Source organism: Actinomadura xylanilytica, assembly GCF_030283145.1.
Lineage (GTDB): Bacteria > Actinomycetota > Actinomycetes > Streptosporangiales > Streptosporangiaceae > Spirillospora > Spirillospora xylanilytica.
The window spans coordinates 850,249-868,776 of the sequence record NZ_JASNWE010000003.1; the positions used below are offsets into that span (position 1 = coordinate 850,249).

The 18,528-nt window shown below is 74.5% G+C and carries 16 protein-coding genes; 7 read left to right on the forward strand and 9 right to left on the reverse strand.

Annotation, left to right across the window (positions count from 1 at the left end):
* The first annotated feature begins 49 nt into the window (after positions 1–49).
* Genes QP090_RS21475 through QP090_RS21485 form a run of 3 tightly spaced genes read left to right on the forward strand, consistent with a single transcriptional unit; the run spans position 50 to position 3,579 of the window.
* Positions 50–1,318, forward strand: a complete 1,269-nt coding sequence (locus tag QP090_RS21475; RefSeq protein ID WP_285940912.1) for a flavin-dependent oxidoreductase — start codon at positions 50–52, stop codon at positions 1,316–1,318.
* 5 nt (positions 1,319–1,323) lie between these two features.
* Complete coding sequence (locus tag QP090_RS21480; protein WP_285940913.1) at positions 1,324–2,298, forward strand: ABC transporter ATP-binding protein; 975 nt, start codon at positions 1,324–1,326, stop codon at positions 2,296–2,298.
* Between the two features lie 30 nt (positions 2,299–2,328).
* Entirely contained in the window at positions 2,329–3,579 is a 1,251-nt protein-coding gene (locus QP090_RS21485) for a flavin-dependent oxidoreductase (RefSeq protein ID WP_285940914.1), read from the forward strand.
* A gap of 3 nt (positions 3,580–3,582) precedes the next feature.
* Here the strand turns inward: QP090_RS21485 and QP090_RS21490 are convergent, their stop codons facing one another.
* Positions 3,583–4,203: a TetR/AcrR family transcriptional regulator gene (locus QP090_RS21490; protein WP_285940915.1), complete on the reverse strand. Its 621-nt coding sequence runs from the start codon at positions 4,201–4,203 to the stop codon at positions 3,583–3,585.
* Positions 4,204–4,320: 117 nt separating this feature from the next.
* Between QP090_RS21490 and QP090_RS21495 the strand changes: the two genes are divergently transcribed.
* Both QP090_RS21495 and QP090_RS21500 read left to right on the forward strand, forming a co-directional pair.
* Complete coding sequence (locus QP090_RS21495) at positions 4,321–5,730, forward strand: MFS transporter (protein WP_285940916.1); 1,410 nt, start codon at positions 4,321–4,323, stop codon at positions 5,728–5,730.
* Complete coding sequence (locus QP090_RS21500) at positions 5,727–6,401, forward strand: SGNH/GDSL hydrolase family protein (protein ID WP_285940917.1); 675 nt, start codon at positions 5,727–5,729, stop codon at positions 6,399–6,401. Before QP090_RS21495 ends, QP090_RS21500 begins: the two co-directional genes overlap by 4 nt.
* Positions 6,402–6,426: 25 nt before the next feature.
* Here the strand turns inward: QP090_RS21500 and QP090_RS21505 are convergent, their stop codons facing one another.
* From QP090_RS21505 to QP090_RS21540, 8 genes are all read right to left on the reverse strand, one after another.
* Positions 6,427–8,217, reverse strand: coding sequence for a bifunctional 3'-5' exonuclease/DNA polymerase (locus QP090_RS21505; protein WP_285940918.1), 1,791 nt, complete (start codon positions 8,215–8,217; stop codon positions 6,427–6,429).
* A 114-nt stretch (positions 8,218–8,331) separates the two neighbouring features.
* Positions 8,332–8,835, reverse strand: a complete 504-nt coding sequence (locus QP090_RS21510; RefSeq protein ID WP_285940919.1) for a DUF4234 domain-containing protein — start codon at positions 8,833–8,835, stop codon at positions 8,332–8,334.
* Between the two features lie 168 nt (positions 8,836–9,003).
* Entirely contained in the window at positions 9,004–10,548 is a 1,545-nt protein-coding gene (locus tag QP090_RS21515) for a metallophosphoesterase family protein (protein WP_285940920.1), read from the reverse strand.
* A 183-nt stretch (positions 10,549–10,731) separates the two neighbouring features.
* On the reverse strand, positions 10,732–12,390 hold the full coding sequence (locus QP090_RS21520; RefSeq protein ID WP_285940921.1) for a solute symporter family protein: 1,659 nt from the start codon (positions 12,388–12,390) through the stop codon (positions 10,732–10,734).
* Complete coding sequence (locus QP090_RS21525; protein WP_285940922.1) at positions 12,387–12,824, reverse strand: DUF485 domain-containing protein; 438 nt, start codon at positions 12,822–12,824, stop codon at positions 12,387–12,389. The genes QP090_RS21520 and QP090_RS21525 overlap by 4 nt, the downstream gene beginning before the upstream one ends.
* 251 nt (positions 12,825–13,075) lie before the next feature.
* Entirely contained in the window at positions 13,076–13,477 is a 402-nt protein-coding gene (locus tag QP090_RS21530; RefSeq protein ID WP_285940923.1) for a YccF domain-containing protein, read from the reverse strand.
* 318 nt (positions 13,478–13,795) lie between these two features.
* Positions 13,796–14,686, reverse strand: coding sequence for a diacylglycerol kinase family protein (locus tag QP090_RS21535; protein WP_285940924.1), 891 nt, complete (start codon positions 14,684–14,686; stop codon positions 13,796–13,798).
* Between the two features lie 2 nt (positions 14,687–14,688).
* Entirely contained in the window at positions 14,689–16,290 is a 1,602-nt protein-coding gene (locus tag QP090_RS21540; RefSeq protein WP_285941394.1) for an FAD-binding oxidoreductase, read from the reverse strand.
* Between the two features lie 73 nt (positions 16,291–16,363).
* On the opposite strand from QP090_RS21540, the gene QP090_RS21545 reads away from it, so the two are divergent.
* Together QP090_RS21545 and QP090_RS21550 are read left to right on the forward strand one after the other, a co-directional pair.
* Positions 16,364–16,972, forward strand: coding sequence for a TetR/AcrR family transcriptional regulator (locus tag QP090_RS21545; RefSeq protein WP_285940925.1), 609 nt, complete (start codon positions 16,364–16,366; stop codon positions 16,970–16,972).
* Positions 16,969–18,519 (forward strand): glycerol-3-phosphate dehydrogenase/oxidase, encoded by a 1,551-nt coding sequence (locus QP090_RS21550; protein ID WP_285940926.1) that lies wholly within the window; start codon positions 16,969–16,971, stop codon positions 18,517–18,519. The genes QP090_RS21545 and QP090_RS21550 overlap by 4 nt, the downstream gene beginning before the upstream one ends.
* The last annotated feature ends 9 nt before the right edge of the window (positions 18,520–18,528 follow it).

Genomic DNA, 18,528 nt, shown 5'->3' on the forward strand with positions numbered 1-18,528 from the left:
GCGACCGGCCCGGCGTGCCGGGCACATCAACGACGAACGGAGGAACGCCATGCGCGTCCTGATCGTGGGGGCCGGCATCGGCGGGCTCACCACCGCGCTCAGCCTGCACGCCGCCGGCATCGACGCCGAGGTGATCGAGTCGGCGCGGGAGCTGCGCCCGCTCGGGGTCGGCATCAACCTCCTGCCGCACGCCACCCGGGAGCTGACCGAGCTCGGCCTCGGCGGCGCGCTCGACGCGACCGGCCTGTCGGCCGAGGAGCTCGCGCACTTCGACCGGCACGGCAACCCGGTGTGGAGCGAGGGCCGCGGCCTCGGCCTCGGCTACCGCTGGCCGCAGTACTTCGTGCATCGCGGCGAGCTCCAGATGCTCCTGCTGGACGCGGCGCGCGAGCGGCTCGGCGCCGGCGCGATCCGCACCGGCGTCGCGCTGACCGGCTTCGAGCAGGGCCCGGACGGCGTCACCGCGCGCGTCCGCGACCAGGCCACCGGAGCGGAGTCGGCGCTGACCGCCGACATCCTGGTCGGCGCCGACGGGCTGCACTCGACGGTGCGCAAGGCGCTGCACCCGGACGAGGGCGGACCGCTGTGGAACGGCGTCACGCTGTGGCGCGGCGTCACCGAGGCCGACCCGTTCCTCAACGGCCGGACGATGGCGGTCCTCGGCACCAACCTGCTCAGCAAGTTCATCTGCTACCCGATCTCGCGGGAGGCCGATGACCGGGGCCGCGCGCTGCTGAACTGGCTGGGCGAGATCTGCGAGCCGACCACCGAGCTGACCGAGGTCCCCGACTGGAACCGGGCCGGCCGGCTGGAGGACGTCATGCCGCACTTCGCCGACTGGCGGGTGGACTGGCTGGACGTGCCGGGGCTGATCAAGGGCGCCGACGAGATCCTGGAGTACCCGATGGTGGACCGGGACCCGCTGCCGTTCTGGACCCGGGGCCGGGTGACGCTGCTCGGCGACGCCGCGCACCCGATGTACCCGCTCGGCTCCAACGGCGGCTCCCAGGCGATCATCGACGCCCGGGTGCTGGCGTTCGAGCTGGCCCGCGCGGGCACCGCCGAGGCCGCGCTGGCCCGCTACGACGCGGCGCGGCGCGATACGGTGAACGCGATCGTGCTGGCGAACCGCCACAACCCGGGCGACAAGATCCTCAACGTCGTCGCCGAACGCGCGCCCGACGGCTTCGCCCGGATCGAGGACGTCCTCACCCCCGAGGAACTCGCCCCGCTGGCCAACGGCTACCAGCAGATCACCCACACCAACGACCTCAACGGCGACTCACCGTGGACCGTGACCGCTCCCCGAGTCAGGTGAAGCACATGCTCCAGATCAACGAACTGAGCCACTCCTACGGCGACCACACCGTCCTGCGGACGATGGACCTGCGGGTCGGCGAGGGCGAGCTGGTCAGCATCGTCGGCCCGTCCGGCTGCGGCAAGTCGACGCTGTTGCGCTGCATCGCCGGGCTGATCCGCCCCACCAGCGGGGAGGTGCTGCTGAACGGCACGCCCATCGACGGTGTGCCCGACGACCTCGCCGTGGTGTTCCAGGACTACAGCCGGTCGCTGCTGCCGTGGCTGACGGTCCGCGACAACGTCGCGCTGCCGCTGCGGCGCCGCGGCGGGTCCCGGGCCGAGCGGCGCTCCGCCGCCGAGGGCGCCCTCAAGGAGGTCGGGCTCGCCGACGCGGGGCGCAAGTACCCGTGGCAGCTCTCGGGCGGCATGCAGCAGCGCGTCTCGATCGCCCGCGCCCTCGCCTACCGGCCCTCGCTGCTGCTGATGGACGAGCCGTTCGGCTCGGTCGACGCGCAGACCCGCGAGGATCTGGAGGACCTGGTACTCCAGGTGCACCAGGCCGAAGGCATGACGATCCTGCTGGTCACGCACGACATCGACGAGAGCGTCTACGTCGGCGACCGGGTCGTGGTGCTCGGCCGCAACCCGGGCCGGATCCGCGCCGAACTGCCGATCGAGCTGCCGACCCCGCGCGAGCAGATCACCACCCGCTCCGACCCCGGGTTCGTCCGGCTGCGCGCCGAGGTCGGCCGGCTGGTCCGCGGCGCCGCAGCATCCGGCGACCCGGACGATTCGGACGCCGAGCCGCCGGGCACCAAGACCGTGAGCGCCACGACACAGGACGACGCGACGCCGGACGACACGACGCCGGACGACACGACACCGGACGACACGACACCGGACGACACGACACCGGACGACGCGACGTCGCCCGGCGGGACGGCGGACGGCGCCGGGGTCGAGGGCGCCGTGTCCGGGGCGAGGGGCGGTAAGGGCTGACCGCACGGCGGCGGCCTTGAGGGGGCAGCGTTGCGCGTACTCATCGTCGGGGCGGGCGTCGGCGGCCTGACGGCCGCCCTCAGCCTGCACGCCGCCGGCATCGAGGCGCTGGTCGTCGAGGCGTCCGCGTCGCTGCGCCCGCTCGGCGTCGGCATCAACCTGCTGCCGCACGCCACCCGGGAGCTGACCGAGCTCGGCCTCGGCGACGCGATGACCTCCACCGCGATCGCCACCGCCGAGATGGTGCACTTCGACCGGCACGGCGGGCGGATCTGGGGCGAGCCGCGCGGCCTGGCCCTCGGCTACGACTGGCCGCAGTACTCCATCCACCGCGGCGAGCTCCAGATGATCCTGCTGGACGCCGTCCTGGACCGGCTCGGGCCGGGTTCGGTCCGCACCGCCTCCGTCCTGGAGGGTTTCGAGCAGGACGCGGACGGCGTGCGGGCCCATGTGCTCGACCGGATCGCCGGCACCGGCGCCGAGATCCACGCCGACGTGCTGGTCGGCGCGGACGGGCTCCACTCGTCGGTGCGGGCGCAGCTCCACCCCGGCGAGCCCGGCCCGCTGTGGAACGGCATCCGGATGTGGCGCGGCGTCGCCGAGGGCGAGCCGTTCCTGACCGGCCGGACCATGGCGGTGGCGGGCAGCAACGCCGCCGCCAAGCTGGTGGTCTACCCGATCTCCATCCGCCGCCCACTGATCAACTGGGTCGCCGAGATCAGGACCGATGACGGGATGGGCCCGCATCGACCGGCCGACTGGAACCGCGGTGGCCGGCTGGAGGACGTGCTCCCCTATTACGCCGACTGGCGGTTCCCCTGGCTCGACGTGCCCGCGCTGCTGGCGCGCACGCCGCGGGTCCTGGAGTACCCGATGGTCGACCGCGACCCGCTGCCGTTCTGGACCCGGGGCCGGGTGACGCTGCTCGGCGACGCCGCGCACCCGATGTACCCGATCGGATCCAACGGGGGTTCCCAGGCCGTGCTGGACGCGCGCGTCCTGGCGCACGAGCTAGCACGGTGCGGCGATCCGGGCGCCGGGCTCGCCGCATACGAGCGGGCGCGGCGCGAGACGGTCAACGCGATCGTGCTGGCCTGCCGGGACATGCCGGCCGACCGCGTCCTACAGACGGTGGCCGAGCGCGCGCCGGACGGCTTCGACCGCATCGAGGACGTGCTCACCGCCGAGGAGCTGGAGTCGATCGGCAGCGCCTACCAGCGGACCTCGTTCTCCGACGCGAAAGCCCTCAACACCAGGCCGTCCCTCAGCGTCGCCGGCTGAGCATCAGCCGTCCCCGGCCGGGACGGTGACGGCGGCGAGGCGCTCGGCGAGGGCGCGCTCGGCGCGCGTGTACCCGGACGGGTCGTCGTGCAGCAGGGCCTTCGCGCCGCCCGCGGCGCAGAGCGCGTCGATCTCGAAGGCGAGCTGCGCGGGGTCGGCGGACGCGTCGATCTCGCCCAGGTCGCGCGCCTCGCTCAGGCAGCGTTCGAGGAAGGCGCCCCAGTCGCGCTGGGACGCCGCGATGGCGTCGCGGACCCGGCCGGGGCGCGCGTCGAACTCGGCCGCGGTGGAGTAGAAGAAGCAGCCGCCGGGGAAGACCCGTTCGCGCTGGTAGCGCTGCCACGCGGCGCAGAGCGCGCGGACGCGGCGCATCCCCTCGGGCACCGCGAGCGCGGGGGCGACGACGTGCTCGCGGAAGGTCTCGACGGCGAGCCGGACGGTGGCGAGCTGGAGCTCCTCCTTGGAGCCGAAGTGGGTGAACACCCCGCTCTTGCTGATCCGCAGCTCGGTGGCGAGCCGGCCGATCGAGACCCCCTCCAGCCCCTCCGCCGAGGCGATGTCGGCGGCGCGGCCGAGGATGGTCCTGCGCGTCTGCTCCCCCTTGAGGAGCCGTCCGTCCGTCACGGGGCCAATATGCACGACCGTTCGTGCAAAGTCAAACACCAGAACCTCTTGACGGGACGCCCCTCGGTCAAAGAAAGTACGACCGTTCGTTTATTTTTCTGTTCGGGGAGGCCGTCCATGACGAATCGCACCGCGCCCGCGGCGCCCCCGGCGGGCCGGGCCCGCCCGAGGATCCGCGGCGTGCCCCTGCTCGCCGCCGGGGCGGCGTTCCTCGGCATGCTCGACGCCACCGTCACCAACCTCGCCGTCCCCGGCCTGCGCGAGGACTTCCCCGGCGCCTCGCTCGCCGGGCTCACCTGGGTCATCACCCTGTACGCGGTACTGTTCGCCGCCCTGCTCGCACCCGCCGGACGGCTCGCCGACGTGGCCGGGCGGCGGGCGCTGTTCCAGGCCGGGGTCGGGCTGTTCACGCTGGCCTCGCTCGCCTGCGCGGTCGCACCCGGCCTCGGCGCGCTCCTCACCGCCCGCGGCGTCCAGGGCGCCGCCGCGGCGGCCATGATCCCCGCCTCGCTCGCGGTGCTGCTGCACGACACCGAGCCCGAGCGACGGGCCGCGGCGATCGGGCTGTGGAGCGCCGCGGGCGCCTTCGCGGCGGCGATCGGCCCCGCCGTCGGGGGCCTGCTGGTGGACGCCCTCGGCTGGCGATCGCTGTTCCTGATCAACATTCCCGTCGGCGTCGCGATGCTCCTCGGCGGCCTGCGCCTCCCCCGCGCCACCGGCAGCGGGGGCCGCCGGCCCGATCTGCTCGGCACCGCGCTGCTCGGCGGCGGCATCGGCGCCCTCGCCCTCGGCGTGACCCAGACCCGGGACTGGACCTGGACGGACGCCCGCACGCTCGGCCTCCTCGCCGCGGGCGCGGCGATGGTGGCGCTCGCCGTCGCGCGTTCGGTCCGCCACCCGGTGCCCGCGCTGGAGATCTCGCTGTGGCGCAGCCGCCCGTTCGCGCTCACCAACGCGGTGTCCTTCCTGTACGGGACGGCGCTGTACACCTGGCTGCTGGTCGGCGTGCTGTTCCTCACCGGGCACTGGCACTACTCCGTCCTCAAGGCCGGTTTCGCCTCGACGCCCGGAGCCTTCACCGCCACCGCCGCCGCGATCGTCCTGGGCCGGCTCACCTCCCGCATAGGCACCCGTCCCGCCGTGGTGGGCGGCGCGCTCCTCATGCTGGCCGCCGGGATCTGGTGCTACGCCGCCCTCCCGGACGAACCACGCTTCAGCACGTTCTGGCTCCCGCTCGGGCTGCTCGTCGGCGCCGGGATGGGCGCGCTCAGCACGGGCACCGCGAGCGCGGCGGCCCTGTCGGTGAGCCCGTCGCGGTTCGCCGGGGCCACCGGCCTGAACACCACCGCCCGGCAGCTCGGCGGCGCCCTCGGCATCGCCGCGCTGGCCGCGCTGCTCCCGGCGGACGCCGGGCGCAGCGACTACGCCACCGTCTACCTGTTCTGCACGCTGGCCGCCGGGGGCGCCGCCATCGCCGGCCTCTGGTCCGGCGTCCGGCCCCCGTCCGCCGAGAGGGGCCCGCGATGAGTGAGCACACCGATCCCTTCGTCCTGCCGGCCGGAGAGGCCGCGGCCCTGATGCGGGGCGCGCCGTGGCGGCGGCTGGTGACGGTCGGGGACAGCGTCGCCGAGGGCGTCCGCGACCCCGCCCCCGGCTACCGGGACCTGTCCTGGGTCGACCGGGTCGAGGAGGCCCTCGCGGCGGCGGTGCCCGACCTCGCCGCGCTCAACCTGGGACGGCGCGACCTGGTCGCCGCCGAGATCCGCGCGACGCAACTCCGGCCCGCGCTGGAGTTCCGGCCCGATCTGGCGATCGTGGTCGGGGGCGGGAACGACATGCTCGCTCCCGAGTTCGACGCGGACGCGGTGCGCGCCGAGCTGGCCGCCATGGTCTCGGCGTTCCGGGAGGCCGGCGCCGACGTCCTCACCATCGGCCTGTTCGACATCACCGCCGCCGGTCTCGGCCCGCGCCGGTTCCGCGCGGCCATCTCCGCGCGCACGCGGCTGCTCGGCGAGCTGACCGCGGAGGTCGCCGCCGAGCACGGCGCCCATCACGTGCACAACCCGCCCGACCATCCGGCCGCGTCCGACCCCGGCATCTACAGCGCGGACCGGCTGCACTTCAACGCCCGGGGGCACGCCATCGCGGCGGCGGGAACGATCCGCGCCCTGGCCGGCCTGCTCGGCCCGCGGCGGTGACGGCTGAAAGGCGGCCTGGGGCGGGCTACTTGGCGTCGGCGTAGCAGTCGACGGTCGCGATCTCCATGGGGAACACGACCGGGGTGTCGCCGAACAGGAGCCGGCCGGCCTCGGCGGCGGCGGCGTGGATCGCGGCCGTCACCTCGCCGGCGAGCCCGGCCGGGGCGTGCACGATCACCTCGTCGTGCTGGAAGAACACCAGGTGCGGCGGGCCGAGGGCGGTGAGGCGGCGGCGCAGTTCGCCGAGCAGCGCCAGCGCCCAGTCGGCGGCGGTGGCCTGCACGACGAAGTTGCGGGTGAACCGGCCTCTGCTGCGCAGCGCCTGCGCCGCCGTCCCCTGGCCCGTCCCCTGGCCGGTCCCGTCGGGGACGGCGCGGTCGTCGTCGCCCGCCGAGGTCAGCTCGCGCCAGCCGGCCGACGGCGGCGGGCAGGTGCGGCCCAGCCGCGACCGGACGAGGTGGCCCCGTTCGCCCGCGCGGGCGGCGGCCTCCACGAAGCCGAACGCGTCCGGGAAGCGGTTCCTGAGCACGGCCAGGAGCTGCACGGCCTCACCGGTGCCGCCGCCGTACATCGCCGAGAGCAGCGCGAGCTTGGCCTTGTCGCGGGCGGTCAGCTCGCCCGTCCGCGCGCCGCCGGCCCGAGTGGCCCCGGTCCGCGCGCCGCCGGACGACGGGACGTCCGCGCGGAAGGCGTCCGACAGCGCCTCGTACAGGTCGCCGTGCGCGGCTGCGGCGGCGAACGCCCGGTCGCCCGCGAGCGCGGCCAGCACCCTCGGTTCAAGCTGCGCGGCGTCGGCGACGACCAGCACCCAGCCGGGATCGGCGACGACCGCCGTGCGCAGCACCCGGGGGATCTGCAACGCGCCGCCGCCGTTGGTCGCCCACCGTCCCGACACCACCCCGCCCACCACGTACTCGGGACGGAACCGGCCCTCGTGCACCCAGGTGTCGAGCCAGGACCAGCCGTGCGCGGTGTGCAGCCGGGCCAGCTCCTTGTACTCCAGCAGCAGCGGCACCGCGGGGTGGTCGAGGCGCTTGAGCACGTGCGCGCGGGTGGACGGCACGGGCAGCCCGGCCGCCGCGAACGCCTTGAGGATCTGGGCCGGTGAGTCGGGGTTGACGTGGTTGCGGGGGCCGAACGCGGCGCCGATGCGGTCGGCGAGGTCCTGGAGCCTGCGGGGCCGCAGCCCGCCGGACGGGCGGGGCCCGAGCAGCTCGGTGAGCAGCGCGTCGTGCCGCGCGGCCGACCAGGGCAGCCCGTGGTGGGTCAGCTCGGCGGCCACCAGCGCGCCCGCCGACTCGGCCGCGGCGAGCAGCGCGAACCCGTCGAGCCCGGCGATGACGCGGCGCTGCTCGGCGTGGACGGCGGTGATCCGGTCGAGGTCCTCGCCGTCGCCGGACGGGTCGGCGGAGCCGGGACCGGCGCCGGGCTCCGAGCCCGGATCGGAGTCGAACAGCGACGGCTGCGGCGCGGGGTCGGCCGGGACCCGGTCGGCGGGCACCGGCTCGCCGCGCAGCCGCGCCCACGCGGCCCGGACCGAACGGGGCTCGCCGTACCGTCCGGCATGGCCGAGCAGCAGGCTCTCGACCAGTTCCAGGTCGTGGCAGCGCGCCACCCGCACGCCCGCGCGCAGCAGCCGCGGGTAGAGCCGGGCGGTCGAGGACCACACCCAACGGGGCGCGTCCGCCCGCTCGCGCGCCCCGACCGCGGCGGCCAGATCGGGGACGGTCTCGGCGGGCCCGGCGGGCGTGCCGTCCTCGGCGAAGGGCTGTAGCGCTCCCCCGCCGTCCGGCCCGGCGGCCACCACGATCCTCACCCGCCCATTGTGGTCCCCGGCACCGACAGAACGGCGCGCCGCCCGGTCCCGGAAACGGCGGACCCCTCCGCGCCCGGCGGGCGCGGAGGGGTTCGGAAGGGCTGCCGTTCCCGGTCAGGCGACCAGGGAGACCTGCTGGCCGGGGGGCGTGTCCCCGTAGCGGTCGACGACCTTGTTGAGCTGGATCTGGTAGTACAGCACGCCGAACCCGAAGATTCCGAGCAGGAAGCCCATGCCTCCGCTGCACTCGGCCGGCAGCCCGGCGGCGCGCTGCGCCTGGGCGATCCGCCCGCCGAGCTTGACGTACATCACCAGCGGCCAGATGCCGAGGGTGCAGGCACCGAACAGCATCGACAGCAGGGCGTTCACCGAGGCGTCGCCGCTGCGGCGGTCGAAACCGAACAGCTCGGCGTGCACCTTGTAGAACCAGACCAGGCCGTAGATCCCAAAGGTGATCATCGGCAGGCCGAGCCAGGCGCCCACCGGGTTGCGGCGCTTCATGTTCTGGCCCGCCCCGGTGGCGACCGGGCCGCCCTGCTGGTGCTGGACCGGCGCGGGGGCGTAGCCGCCCTGGTGGTGCTGCTGCTGCTGGGGCTGACCCTGCGGGGGGTAACTCATTGCACTCCTGTGGACGCGGTCAATGGTTCGGCCGACCGTCCCTGGTACCGGTCATCCGATTTTGGCGAGCCCTGACTGTACGACAACGGACCGGCCCCAGGCAGGGAAAACGCCCAGAATGTCGAGGTTTACGAAAGATTTCCTGAACTGGCGTTCGGAACATTTGCCCTAGCGCAACGGAATCGTCACTTCGTCCTCGCAGGGCGGATCGGCCTCGTGGTCGCCGCAGCCCGTCGCCGCGAAGCAGCGGATGCGCAGCTCCCGCTCGCCCACGTCCACCCGCAGGAAGCTCTTGAAGAACGGCGGCCGGTCCCAGTCGGCCATCTCCGACCGGAAGAGCTGCGGCAGCCCGCGCACCGGCAGCCGCAGCAGGCGGTGCCGGTACCGCGTCCCGCGCGGGACGCCGAGCACGGCCGCCACGAACCGGGCCCTGCGCGACGGCGTCATCCCGGCGTCGTACCCGCGGCCGGGACGGATGCCGAGCCGGTGCTCCACCGCCGCCGTCGCCTCCTCCGGGGTGAGCTCGAACAGCTTCGGCAGCCGCAGCCACCGCCCGTACAGCTTGCTGTAGCGCGACAGCGAGTCGCCGCGCAGCGGGTAGCAGCGGAACTCCTCCTCGTCGACCACGTGCGTGCGCGGGATGATGTGCGTGGCGTGCATGAACGCGCCGCCGCCCCCCGACACCAGGTACTGGACGGTCCGGTCGCCCACCCGCACCGGGTAGCGCTGGTAGTTGTGGATGTCGCCGCCGATCGCCGCGATGTAGTGGTGCCGCGGATCCTGGACGATCTCGTCGACCGTGCCGCCGCCCTCGATCGCGCCCGGCCTGCGGTCGTCGTCCACCCGCAGCGGCTTCCCGGTGACCAGCAGCTTGGCCTTCGGGCCGGCGGAGATCTCGCGCAGCCACGCCCCCTGGTCGCGGTCGAGCCGGCCGGTGACGCCGGTGTCGATCCCGATGATGCGCAGGCTCGGGGTGTCGATCGCCCAGTACGGGCCCGGCTGGACGGCGCGCTGCCCGGCCGCGCCGCGGTACTCCGCCCGCGCCGCGGCGAGGGCCCGCTCGTCGACCGGGCCGGACCTGCGCCACAGCAGGCGGGCCACCGCGCCGAACGGGCCGCGCCACGGCGGCGGCGCGCAGTCGGCGTCGAGATCGCAGAAGACCCGCAGGAATCCGCGCAGCCCGTCGTACCAGTCGTGGTTGCCGGGCACCGCGTAGATCGGCCCCGGGTAGTCCCGGTACGGCCGCAGGAACTTGGCCGGGTAGTCGGCGGTGTCGCCGGTCGGATAGATCACGTCACTGGCGATGACCATGAAGTCGGTGCCGGCGCCCGCCGCCAGCAGCGGCGGCACCACGGCGTACTGCGACCGGTCGCCCTCGCCGGTGTCGCCGAGCACCGCGAACGAGAACTCGGGCGCCGGCCGGTGCAGGGTGAACGCGGCGGGCGTGCCGCGCTCGGCGAGCGCCGTGACGCAGCGGCGGCGGATGGCGTCGCACGGGTCGCCGAAGAGGCGGGCGATCACATCGTTGCGCGAGCGCCACAGCACCGACGGCCGCCGCCACGACAGCGGCCGGACCCGCTCGGGCAGCAGGTCGTTGAAGGTGCCCCGCGAGCCGCACACCCACCCGGCCCCCGCCTCGGAGGTACGCGAGTTGGCGGCGGCCCGCCGGGGCTCCGCCGTGTCCTCGGCGTCCTCGGCGTCGTCGGCACGCACAGATCACCTCCGGGGGGTCCTCCCGAGGGGCGGGACGGGGCGTCCCGCTCGGGAGAAAGGGTCAGGCACACCCTTCCCGGAGGTGATCTGAGCGTCAAGCGCGGCGAGGCGCCCGGTGCCGGAGGCCCGGTGCTCAGGGCCCGGTGCCGGAGGCCCGGTGCTCAGGGGCCCGGTGCCGGAGGCTCAGTGCGCGCCCGTGCCGGTGAGCGCGCGCACCTCCAGCTCGGCGAACTTCTCGTCGGTGCGCTCCTTGGAGAGCACGGTGCCGAGATAGGCGCACAGGAACCCGATCGGGATCGAGATGAGCCCGGGGTTCTGCAACGGGATCGGCGCGACGGTGTCGACGCTGAACAGCGCGTCCGGGTTGCCCTTGGGGAGGGTGGCGGACTTCCCGCCGAAGCAGATCGGGCTGAGCAGCACCACCCCGACCGCGGAGACGAGCCCGCCGTAGATGCCCGCGACCGCGCCGGAGGTGTTGAACTTCTTCCAGAACAGCGAGAACAGCAGCGTCGGCAGGTTCGCCGACGCGGCCACCGCGAACGCCAGCGCCACCAGGAACGCCACGTTCAGCCCGCGCGCGAAGATGGACAGCAGGATCGAGACGGCGCCGATGACGATCGCCGCGATCCGCGCCACCCGCACCTCGTCGCGCTCGGTCGCCCTGCCCCGGCGGAACACGTTGGCGAACAGGTCGTGCGCGAACGAGGACGACGAGGCGAGGGTGAGCCCGGCCACCACGGCGAGGATGGTCGCGAACGCGACCGCCGCGATGACCGCCAGGAAGACCGCCCCGCCGGTCGACCCGGCCCCGCCGCCGAGTTCCTGGGCGACCTGGACCGCGGCGGTGTTGCCGCCCTTGTCCTGCGCCAGGATCGCCTTGCTGCCGACCAGCGCCGCCGCGCCGAACCCGATGACCAGCGTCATCAGGTAGAACACGCCGATGATGCCGATGGCCCAGTTGACCGAGGCGCGGGCCGCCCGCGCGTTGGGCACGGTGTAGAAGCGGATCAGGATGTGCGGCAGCCCTGCGGTGCCGAGCACCAGGGCGAGACCGAGCGACAGCAGGTCGAGCTTGGACCACATGTCGGTGGCGCCGTACTTCAGCCCTGGGACCAGGAACTTCTCCCCCTTGCCGCTGGCGTCGGCGGCGGCGCCGAGCAGCGTGGACGGGTTGAAGCTGTACTTCGACAGCACCCAGACCGTCATGACCAGCGCGCCGCTCATCAGCATCACGGCCTTGACGATCTGCACCCAGGTGGTGCCCTTCATCCCGCCGACCGTGACGTAGAAGATCATCAGCGCGCCGACGGCGACGATCGTCCAGATCTTGGCGCTCTCGCCCGAGACGCCGAGCAGCAGCGACACCAGCGCGCCCGCGCCGACCATCTGGGCGAGCAGGTAGAAGATCGACACCACGATGGTGGAGATGCCGGCCGCGGCGCGCACCGGCCGCTGCCGCATCCGGAACGCGAGCACGTCGGCCATGGTGAACCGGCCGGAGTTGCGCAGCATCTCGGCGACCAGGAGCAGCGCGACCAGCCACGCCACCAGGAAGCCGATCGAGTAGAGGAACCCGTCGTAGCCCGACAGGGCGAACATCCCCGCGATGCCGAGGAACGAGGCGGCCGACATGTAGTCGCCGCCGATGGCCAGGCCGTTCTGGAGCGGGGTGAACGCCCGCCCGCCGGCGTAGTAGTCGGCGGCGGTCTTTGTCTGCCGGGACGCCCAGAGGGTGATGAAGAGGGTGATCGCCACGAAGACGCCGAACAGGATCAGCGAGAACGTGCGGTGCTCGTTCTCGGAGGCCGCGAGCACCGGCGCGGCGAGCGTACCGGGGGTCATTCGCGCCCCTCCTTCTCGTCCTTCTCGTTCTTCGCGTGCGTCCCGGGCTCGTCCACGGCCGCGCCGGCCCCCGCGCCGGCGGTCCCCGCGGGGACCTCGGCGCGGACCAGCTCGGCGAGCGGCTCCAGCCTGTTGCGGGCGTGGCGCTCGTACAGCCAGGCGATGAGGAAGGTGGAGACGAACTGCAAGAGCCCGAACACCAGGGCCACGTTGATGTGCCCGACGACCTTGGTCCCCATGAAACCGCGCGCGTAGGCCGACAGCACGACGTACAGCAGGTACCAGACCAGGAACGCCAGCGTCATGGGGAACACGAAGCGGCGGAAGGCCCGGCGAAGCCGCTCGAACTCAGGGCTCTCGCTCAGTTGCACGTAGGCCGCGTTGTCGAGCCCGCCTCCCGCGGACCCCGGCCCGGACGAGTCCTCCGTTGTCACACACACCACCGCCTGATCACTCCGCGAATGTCACCGAGAACGGCGGTCACGATGCCGGACGAAGCTGGCCGATGGCGGCCAATTGACCAAGAACTTGGTTGGCTGGTCAGAACGGATATACGCCCGATGCCGGGCTGATGCCAGACCGTGATACAAGTCACACGGAATGCGATATTCCACCAACACCGTCACCCTGGGTCACCACGGCGCCGGGCGTCCGGGGCACTCGGTGCCCCGGACGCCCGGACGGCTCACTCGACCTCGAAGCCCCTGCGGTCGCCGCCGGTGGGGACGATCTCCCGCCCGAGCGGCAGCAGCGACACCGGGATCAGCTTGAAGTTGGCGATCCCGAACGGGATCCCGATGATCGTGATGCACAGCGCGATACCGGTGAACAGGTGCCCGAGCGCCAGCCACCAGCCGGCCACGATCACCCAGATCACGTTGCCGAGGCTGGACCCGGCGCCCGCGTCCCGGCGCCGGACCACGGTGTTGCCGAACGGCCAGAGCGCGAACGCCGCGATGCGGAACGAGGCGATGCCGAACGGGATGGTGATGATCAGGATGCAGCAGATGATCCCGGCGAGGACGTAGCCGATCGCGAGCCAGAATCCCGACAGGACGAGCCAGATGATGTTCAGGAGGGTGCGCACGCGATCACCTTAGGCGAGCGGGCCGCCGGGCGGCGGTGCCGCGGACCGGCCCCCGGCGCCGCGGCACCAGGCGCGTGGTGGTCGCCGGCGCCACCCCCGTAGACACCGGCGCCACCACGGCGAGGGCGCCTGTGGTCATCATGAGTCCCCCCAGAACGGCGAGCTGTCGCCTTCTCATGATGCCTCCACAGACGGCCCCAGAGTCCCTAATCGGGACGTAATGAAACGCTATCCGTGGGCCCGTAATGGAGACGTAAACCGCCCCAAACGCGGGGGCCAATTCTCGTCGATGCGCCGTATATCCAGGTCAGAGGGGTGTCATGGGGCCAGGATCGACAGCGCGCCGGGCAGGATCCGGGCGGTCACCGGCAGCACTCCGGGCAGCTCGCCGTCCGCCCCGTAGGGCAGCGTGCGGGCCGGATCAGCCAGCTCGATCCGCACCTCCCGGCCGCGCAGCACCGCGACCTCGGGACGCCGGACGTGCGAGCCGTCGGGCAGCTCCCGCATCACGGCGAAGAACAGCCGCCGGGGGGCGTGCCGGATGATGACCACGTCGAGCAGGCCGTCGTCGACCCGGGCGCCGGGGGCGATGTGCCGGCCGAACCCGTAGTAGCCGGAGTTGGCGGCGACGACGGTGTAGCCCCGCAGCCGGTGCTCCGCACCGTCCACGGTGACCCGGTAGTCGGCGGGCCGCCAGGTCGCGATCGCGCGCAGCGCCCCGACGTAGTAGGCGGCCGAGCCGCGCAGCAGCCGGGTCCGGTTGGCGTTGTCGTTGGCCACCGCGTCGACGCCCGCGTACACGCTGCCGAGGACGGCGGTCCCGTTGGCCTCCATCGCGTCCACCCGGCGCGGCTCACCCTCCAGCAGCAGCGCGGCCAGCTCCGCCGGGTCGGACGGGACGCCGAGCTGCCGCGCGAAGTCGTTGCCCCGGCCGGCCGGCACGATGCCGAGGACGGCGCCCGTCCCGGCGAGGGCGCCGCCGACGCCGCCGACCATGCCGTCGCCGCCGACGCCGAGCACCACCCGCCCGGCCGCCGCCGCCGCGCGGGCCAGGGCCGCGGCGTGCTCCAGCCCGCGGCTGTACTCGACGGCGAGCTCCGCCCCGGCCTCGCGCAGCGTCCGGGCCAGGGGGATCAGCGTCGACGCCGAGGCCGAGCCGCCCGCGGCCGGGTTGACGATCGCGGTGAAGGTACGGGGGGAGGTGACCACGGCTACTCCTGCGGCGCGCCGGACGGGGGGATCAGGACTCCTGGGTTGAGCACGCCGGCGGGGTCGAGCCGGTCCTTGACGGCGCGCAGCACGGCGCCGCCGAGCGGGCCGATCTCGCGGGCGTGCCAGTCGCGGTGGTCGGTGCCGACGCCGTGGTGGTGGCTGATCGTGCCTCCGGCCGCGATGATCGCGTCGTTGACCGCGTGCTTGGCCCGCGTCCAGTGCGCCACCGCGTCGGCGCCCTGCGCGGAGACGACGGTGAAGTAGAGCGACGCCCCGGCGGCGTAGACGTGCGAGATGTGGCACATCACCAGCGGCGGCGTCCCGGCGCCCGCGAGCGTGCCGACGAGCGCCTCCCTGACCGCCGCGTACAGCGCGGGGACCGCCGACCAGAACGCCGCGGTCTCCAGGGTCTCGACGAGCGCCCCGGCGTCCAGCAGCGAGTCGCGCAGGTAGGGGGCGTTGAAGCGGCCGTGCTCCCACTTGTCGCCGGGGCCGGGACCGAGCGGCTCGCCGCCCTCGGCCAGCATCACCGCGCGGACCTCGTCGCGGCGGCGGGCGATCTCGCCGGGGGCGCCCTCGTAGCCGACGACCGCGAGGCAGCCGGACGCCTCGGACATCCCGCCGCCCACCGCCTCCGGGTCGGCGAGCCCGATCATGGTCTCGGTCTCGTCGGACAGCCGCAGCACCACCGGCAGCGGGCCGTCCTGCGCGACCCGGCGCAGCGCGGCGGCGCCCGCGCCGAACGCCGGGAGCCGCCAGCCCTCGTAGGCGCTCGCCTCCGGGACGGGGTGGATCCGGACGGTCACCGAGGTGATCACGCCGAAGGCGCCTTCGGAGCCCAGCACGAGCTGGCGGAGGTCGGGCCCGGCGGCGGACCGGGGCGCCCGGCCGAGGTCGAGCTCCCCCTCCGGGGTGGCCACCGTCAGGCCGAGGACCATGTCGTCGAACCGTCCGTAGCCGGCGGACGCCTGGCCGCTGGAGCGCGCGGCGGCGAACCCGCCGATCGTCGCCCACTCGTACGACTGCGGGTAGTGGCCGAGGGTGTGGCCGTGCTCGCGGAGCAGCTCCTCGGCGCGCGGGGCGCGCAGGCCCGGCTGGAGCACGGCGGTGCGGGAGACGGTGTCGACGGAGACCAGCGCGTCCATCCGGCGCAGGTCGAGCGCGACGAACCCGGTCACGCCCTGCGGCGCGAGGCCGCCGACGACCGAGGTGCCGCCGCCGAACGGGACGACCGCGATCCGCCGGGCGGCGCAGGCGCGCAGCACCGCCAGGACCTCCTCGTGCGAGCCGGGCAGCACGACCGCGTCGGGCGCGTCGGAGGCGTCGCCGGCCCGGATGCGCAGCAGGTCGGGGGTGGACTTGCCGCGGGTGTGCCGGACCCGCGCCTCGGTGCCGGTGCGCACGTGCGCGGCGTCCCCGACGGCCTCGGCGAGCGCGTCGAGGTCGTCCGCGGACAGCCGGGACGCCGGGACGGCGATGTCGCCGAGGGCCACCGGCGCGGACGCGGCGGGCCGCACGCCCAGCAGGTCGCGCAGCAGGCCCGCCACCGATTCCGGCAGCGGCGCGGCCCTGGCCGGGTCGCCCCATCCGCTCCACAGCATGTCCGGGGTCTCCACCGCGCCCTCCTGTCCGTGCCGGCCAGGGTGTTCCCGGCCGTGGCTTACACTGTGACACATGACGTCGAATCGTCACAACAGGACCGCCGACGACGCCGTGCTCGACGCCGCCCGCGACTGCGTCCTCGCGGTGGGCGTGCGGCGCACCACGCTGACCGACATCGCCCGCCGCGCCGGGGTGTCGCGCATGACGCTCTACCGCCGCTGGCCGGACGTGCGCACCATCGTGGGCGACCTGATGACCCGCGAGTGGGTCGAGATCGCCTCCGCCGTGCACCCCGCCGACGACGGCAGGCCCGTCCGGAACCGGTTGGTGGACGGCCTGGTCACGGGCGTGCGCACGTTCCGCGAGCACCCGCTGCTGCGCAAGATACTGGAGGTCGATCCCGAACTGCTGCTCCCCTACATGCTGGACCGGCGCGGCGCCAGCCAGCTCGCCTTCCTCACGCTGTTCGAGGAGGCGCTGGAGGCCGGGCACCGGGACGGCACCGTCCGGCCCGGCCACCCGGTCCGGCAGGCCCGCGCGCTGCTGCTGGTCGTCCAGTCGTTCGCGCTGTCGACGCAGACCATGACCGGCGACGGCGACGGCGACGGCGACCCGGAGCTGGCCCCGGCCGCGTTCGACGCCGAACTCCGCCACATCCTCGAGAGGACTCTCGCGCCTTGAGCACCCCACCCGCGCCCGGACGGTCCTCGCTGAACGCCGCGCGCCGCGCCCGCGAACTGGCCGCGCTGCCGGACGAGGTGGTGGACGTCCTGGTCGTCGGACTGGGCGCCACCGGGGCCGGCGTCGCCCTGGACGCCGCGTCCCGGGGCCTGTCGGTCGCCGCGATCGACGCGCACGACCTGGCGTTCGGCACGTCCCGGTGGAGCTCCAAGCTCGTCCACGGCGGGCTCAGGTACCTGGCGGGCGGGCATGTCGGCGTCGCGCACGAGAGCGCCGTCGAACGCGGCGTGCTGATGGAGCGCACCGCGCCGCACCTGGTGCGCGCGATGCCGTTCGTGCTGCCGCTGACCCCGCTGGTGACGCACCGGCAGGCGGCGATCACCGCGACCGGGCTGCGGGCCGGGGACGCGCTGCGCCTGGCCGCCCGCACGCCGCGCTCGGCGCTCCCCCGCCCGCGCCGCCTGTCGGCGGTGGAGACGCTCCGGCTCGCCCCGGCGCTGCGCCCGTACGGGCTGCGCGGCGGGCTGCTGTCCTGGGACGGGAAGCTCGCCGACGACGCCCGCCTGGTCACCGCGCTCGCCCGCACCGCCGCCGCGCACGGCGCGCGGATCCTCACCCGCTGCCGCGCGCTGACGCTGACCGGCGGCGGCGCGCTGGTCCGCGACGAGCTGACCGGCCGGGAGATCGACGTGCGCGCCCGCGCGGTGGTCAACGCGGCCGGGGTGTGGGCGGGCGGGCTGGTCGAGGGGGTGCGGCTGCGCCCGTCCCGGGGCACCCACCTGGTGCTGCGGTCCGAGGCGCTGTGCGGGGCCTCGGCCGGGATGCACGTGCCGGTCCCCGGCGAGACCAGCCGGTTCGTGCTGGTGATCCCGCAGGGCGACGGCCGCGTCTACGTGGGCCTCACCGACGAGCCCGCGGACGGCCCGGTCCCCGACGTGCCGGTGCCCACCGAGAGCGAGATCGGGTTCCTGCTGGACATCCTCGGCACCGCGCTGGACGCGCCGGTCGCGCGCGCCGACGTGATCGGGGCGTTCGCCGGTCTCCGCCCGCTCCTGGACGACCGGCACGGCAGCACCGCCGACATCTCCCGGCGGCACGCGGTGCTGACCTCCCCGGACGGGGTCGTCACGATCGTCGGCGGCAAGCTCACCACCTACCGCAGGATGGCGCAGGACGCCGTGGACGCGGTGGTGGCGGCCGGGCGGGTCGACGCGGGGCCGAGCCGCACCACCCGCGTCCCCCTCGTCGGCGCCGCCGCGCCGGACCGCCTGGCGGCCCTGGACGCCCCGCAGCGCCTGGTGGGCCGGTACGGGACGGAGGCGCCCCTGCTGGCCGGCCTCGCCCGCGACGACGCCGCGCTGCTGGAGCCGGTCGTGCCGGGCCTGCCGGTGCTGGGTGCGGAGCTGGCCTGGGCCGTCCGGCATGAGGGGGCCCTGGACGCGGCCGACCTGCTCGACCGCCGCACCCGCATCGGCCTGGTCACCGCGGACCGGGACGCGGCACTGCCCGCCGCCGAGGCCCACCTGGCCGCCCTCGCCCGACCCTGACACCCTGCC

Coding starts and splice junctions, on each gene's coding strand:
- QP090_RS21475 (WP_285940912.1), top strand. CDS start 50: ATGCGCGTCCTGATCGTGGGGGCCGGCATCGGCGGGCTCACCACCGCG.
- QP090_RS21480 (WP_285940913.1), top strand. CDS start 1,324: ATGCTCCAGATCAACGAACTGAGCCACTCCTACGGCGACCACACCGTC.
- QP090_RS21495 (WP_285940916.1), top strand. CDS start 4,321: ATGACGAATCGCACCGCGCCCGCGGCGCCCCCGGCGGGCCGGGCCCGC.
- QP090_RS21500 (WP_285940917.1), top strand. CDS start 5,727: ATGAGTGAGCACACCGATCCCTTCGTCCTGCCGGCCGGAGAGGCCGCG.
- QP090_RS21510 (WP_285940919.1), bottom strand. CDS start 8,835: ATGAGTTACCCCCCGCAGGGTCAGCCCCAGCAGCAGCAGCACCACCAG.
- QP090_RS21520 (WP_285940921.1), bottom strand. CDS start 12,390: ATGACCCCCGGTACGCTCGCCGCGCCGGTGCTCGCGGCCTCCGAGAAC.
- QP090_RS21540 (WP_285941394.1), bottom strand. CDS start 16,290: ATGCTGTGGAGCGGATGGGGCGACCCGGCCAGGGCCGCGCCGCTGCCG.
- QP090_RS21545 (WP_285940925.1), top strand. CDS start 16,364: ATGACGTCGAATCGTCACAACAGGACCGCCGACGACGCCGTGCTCGAC.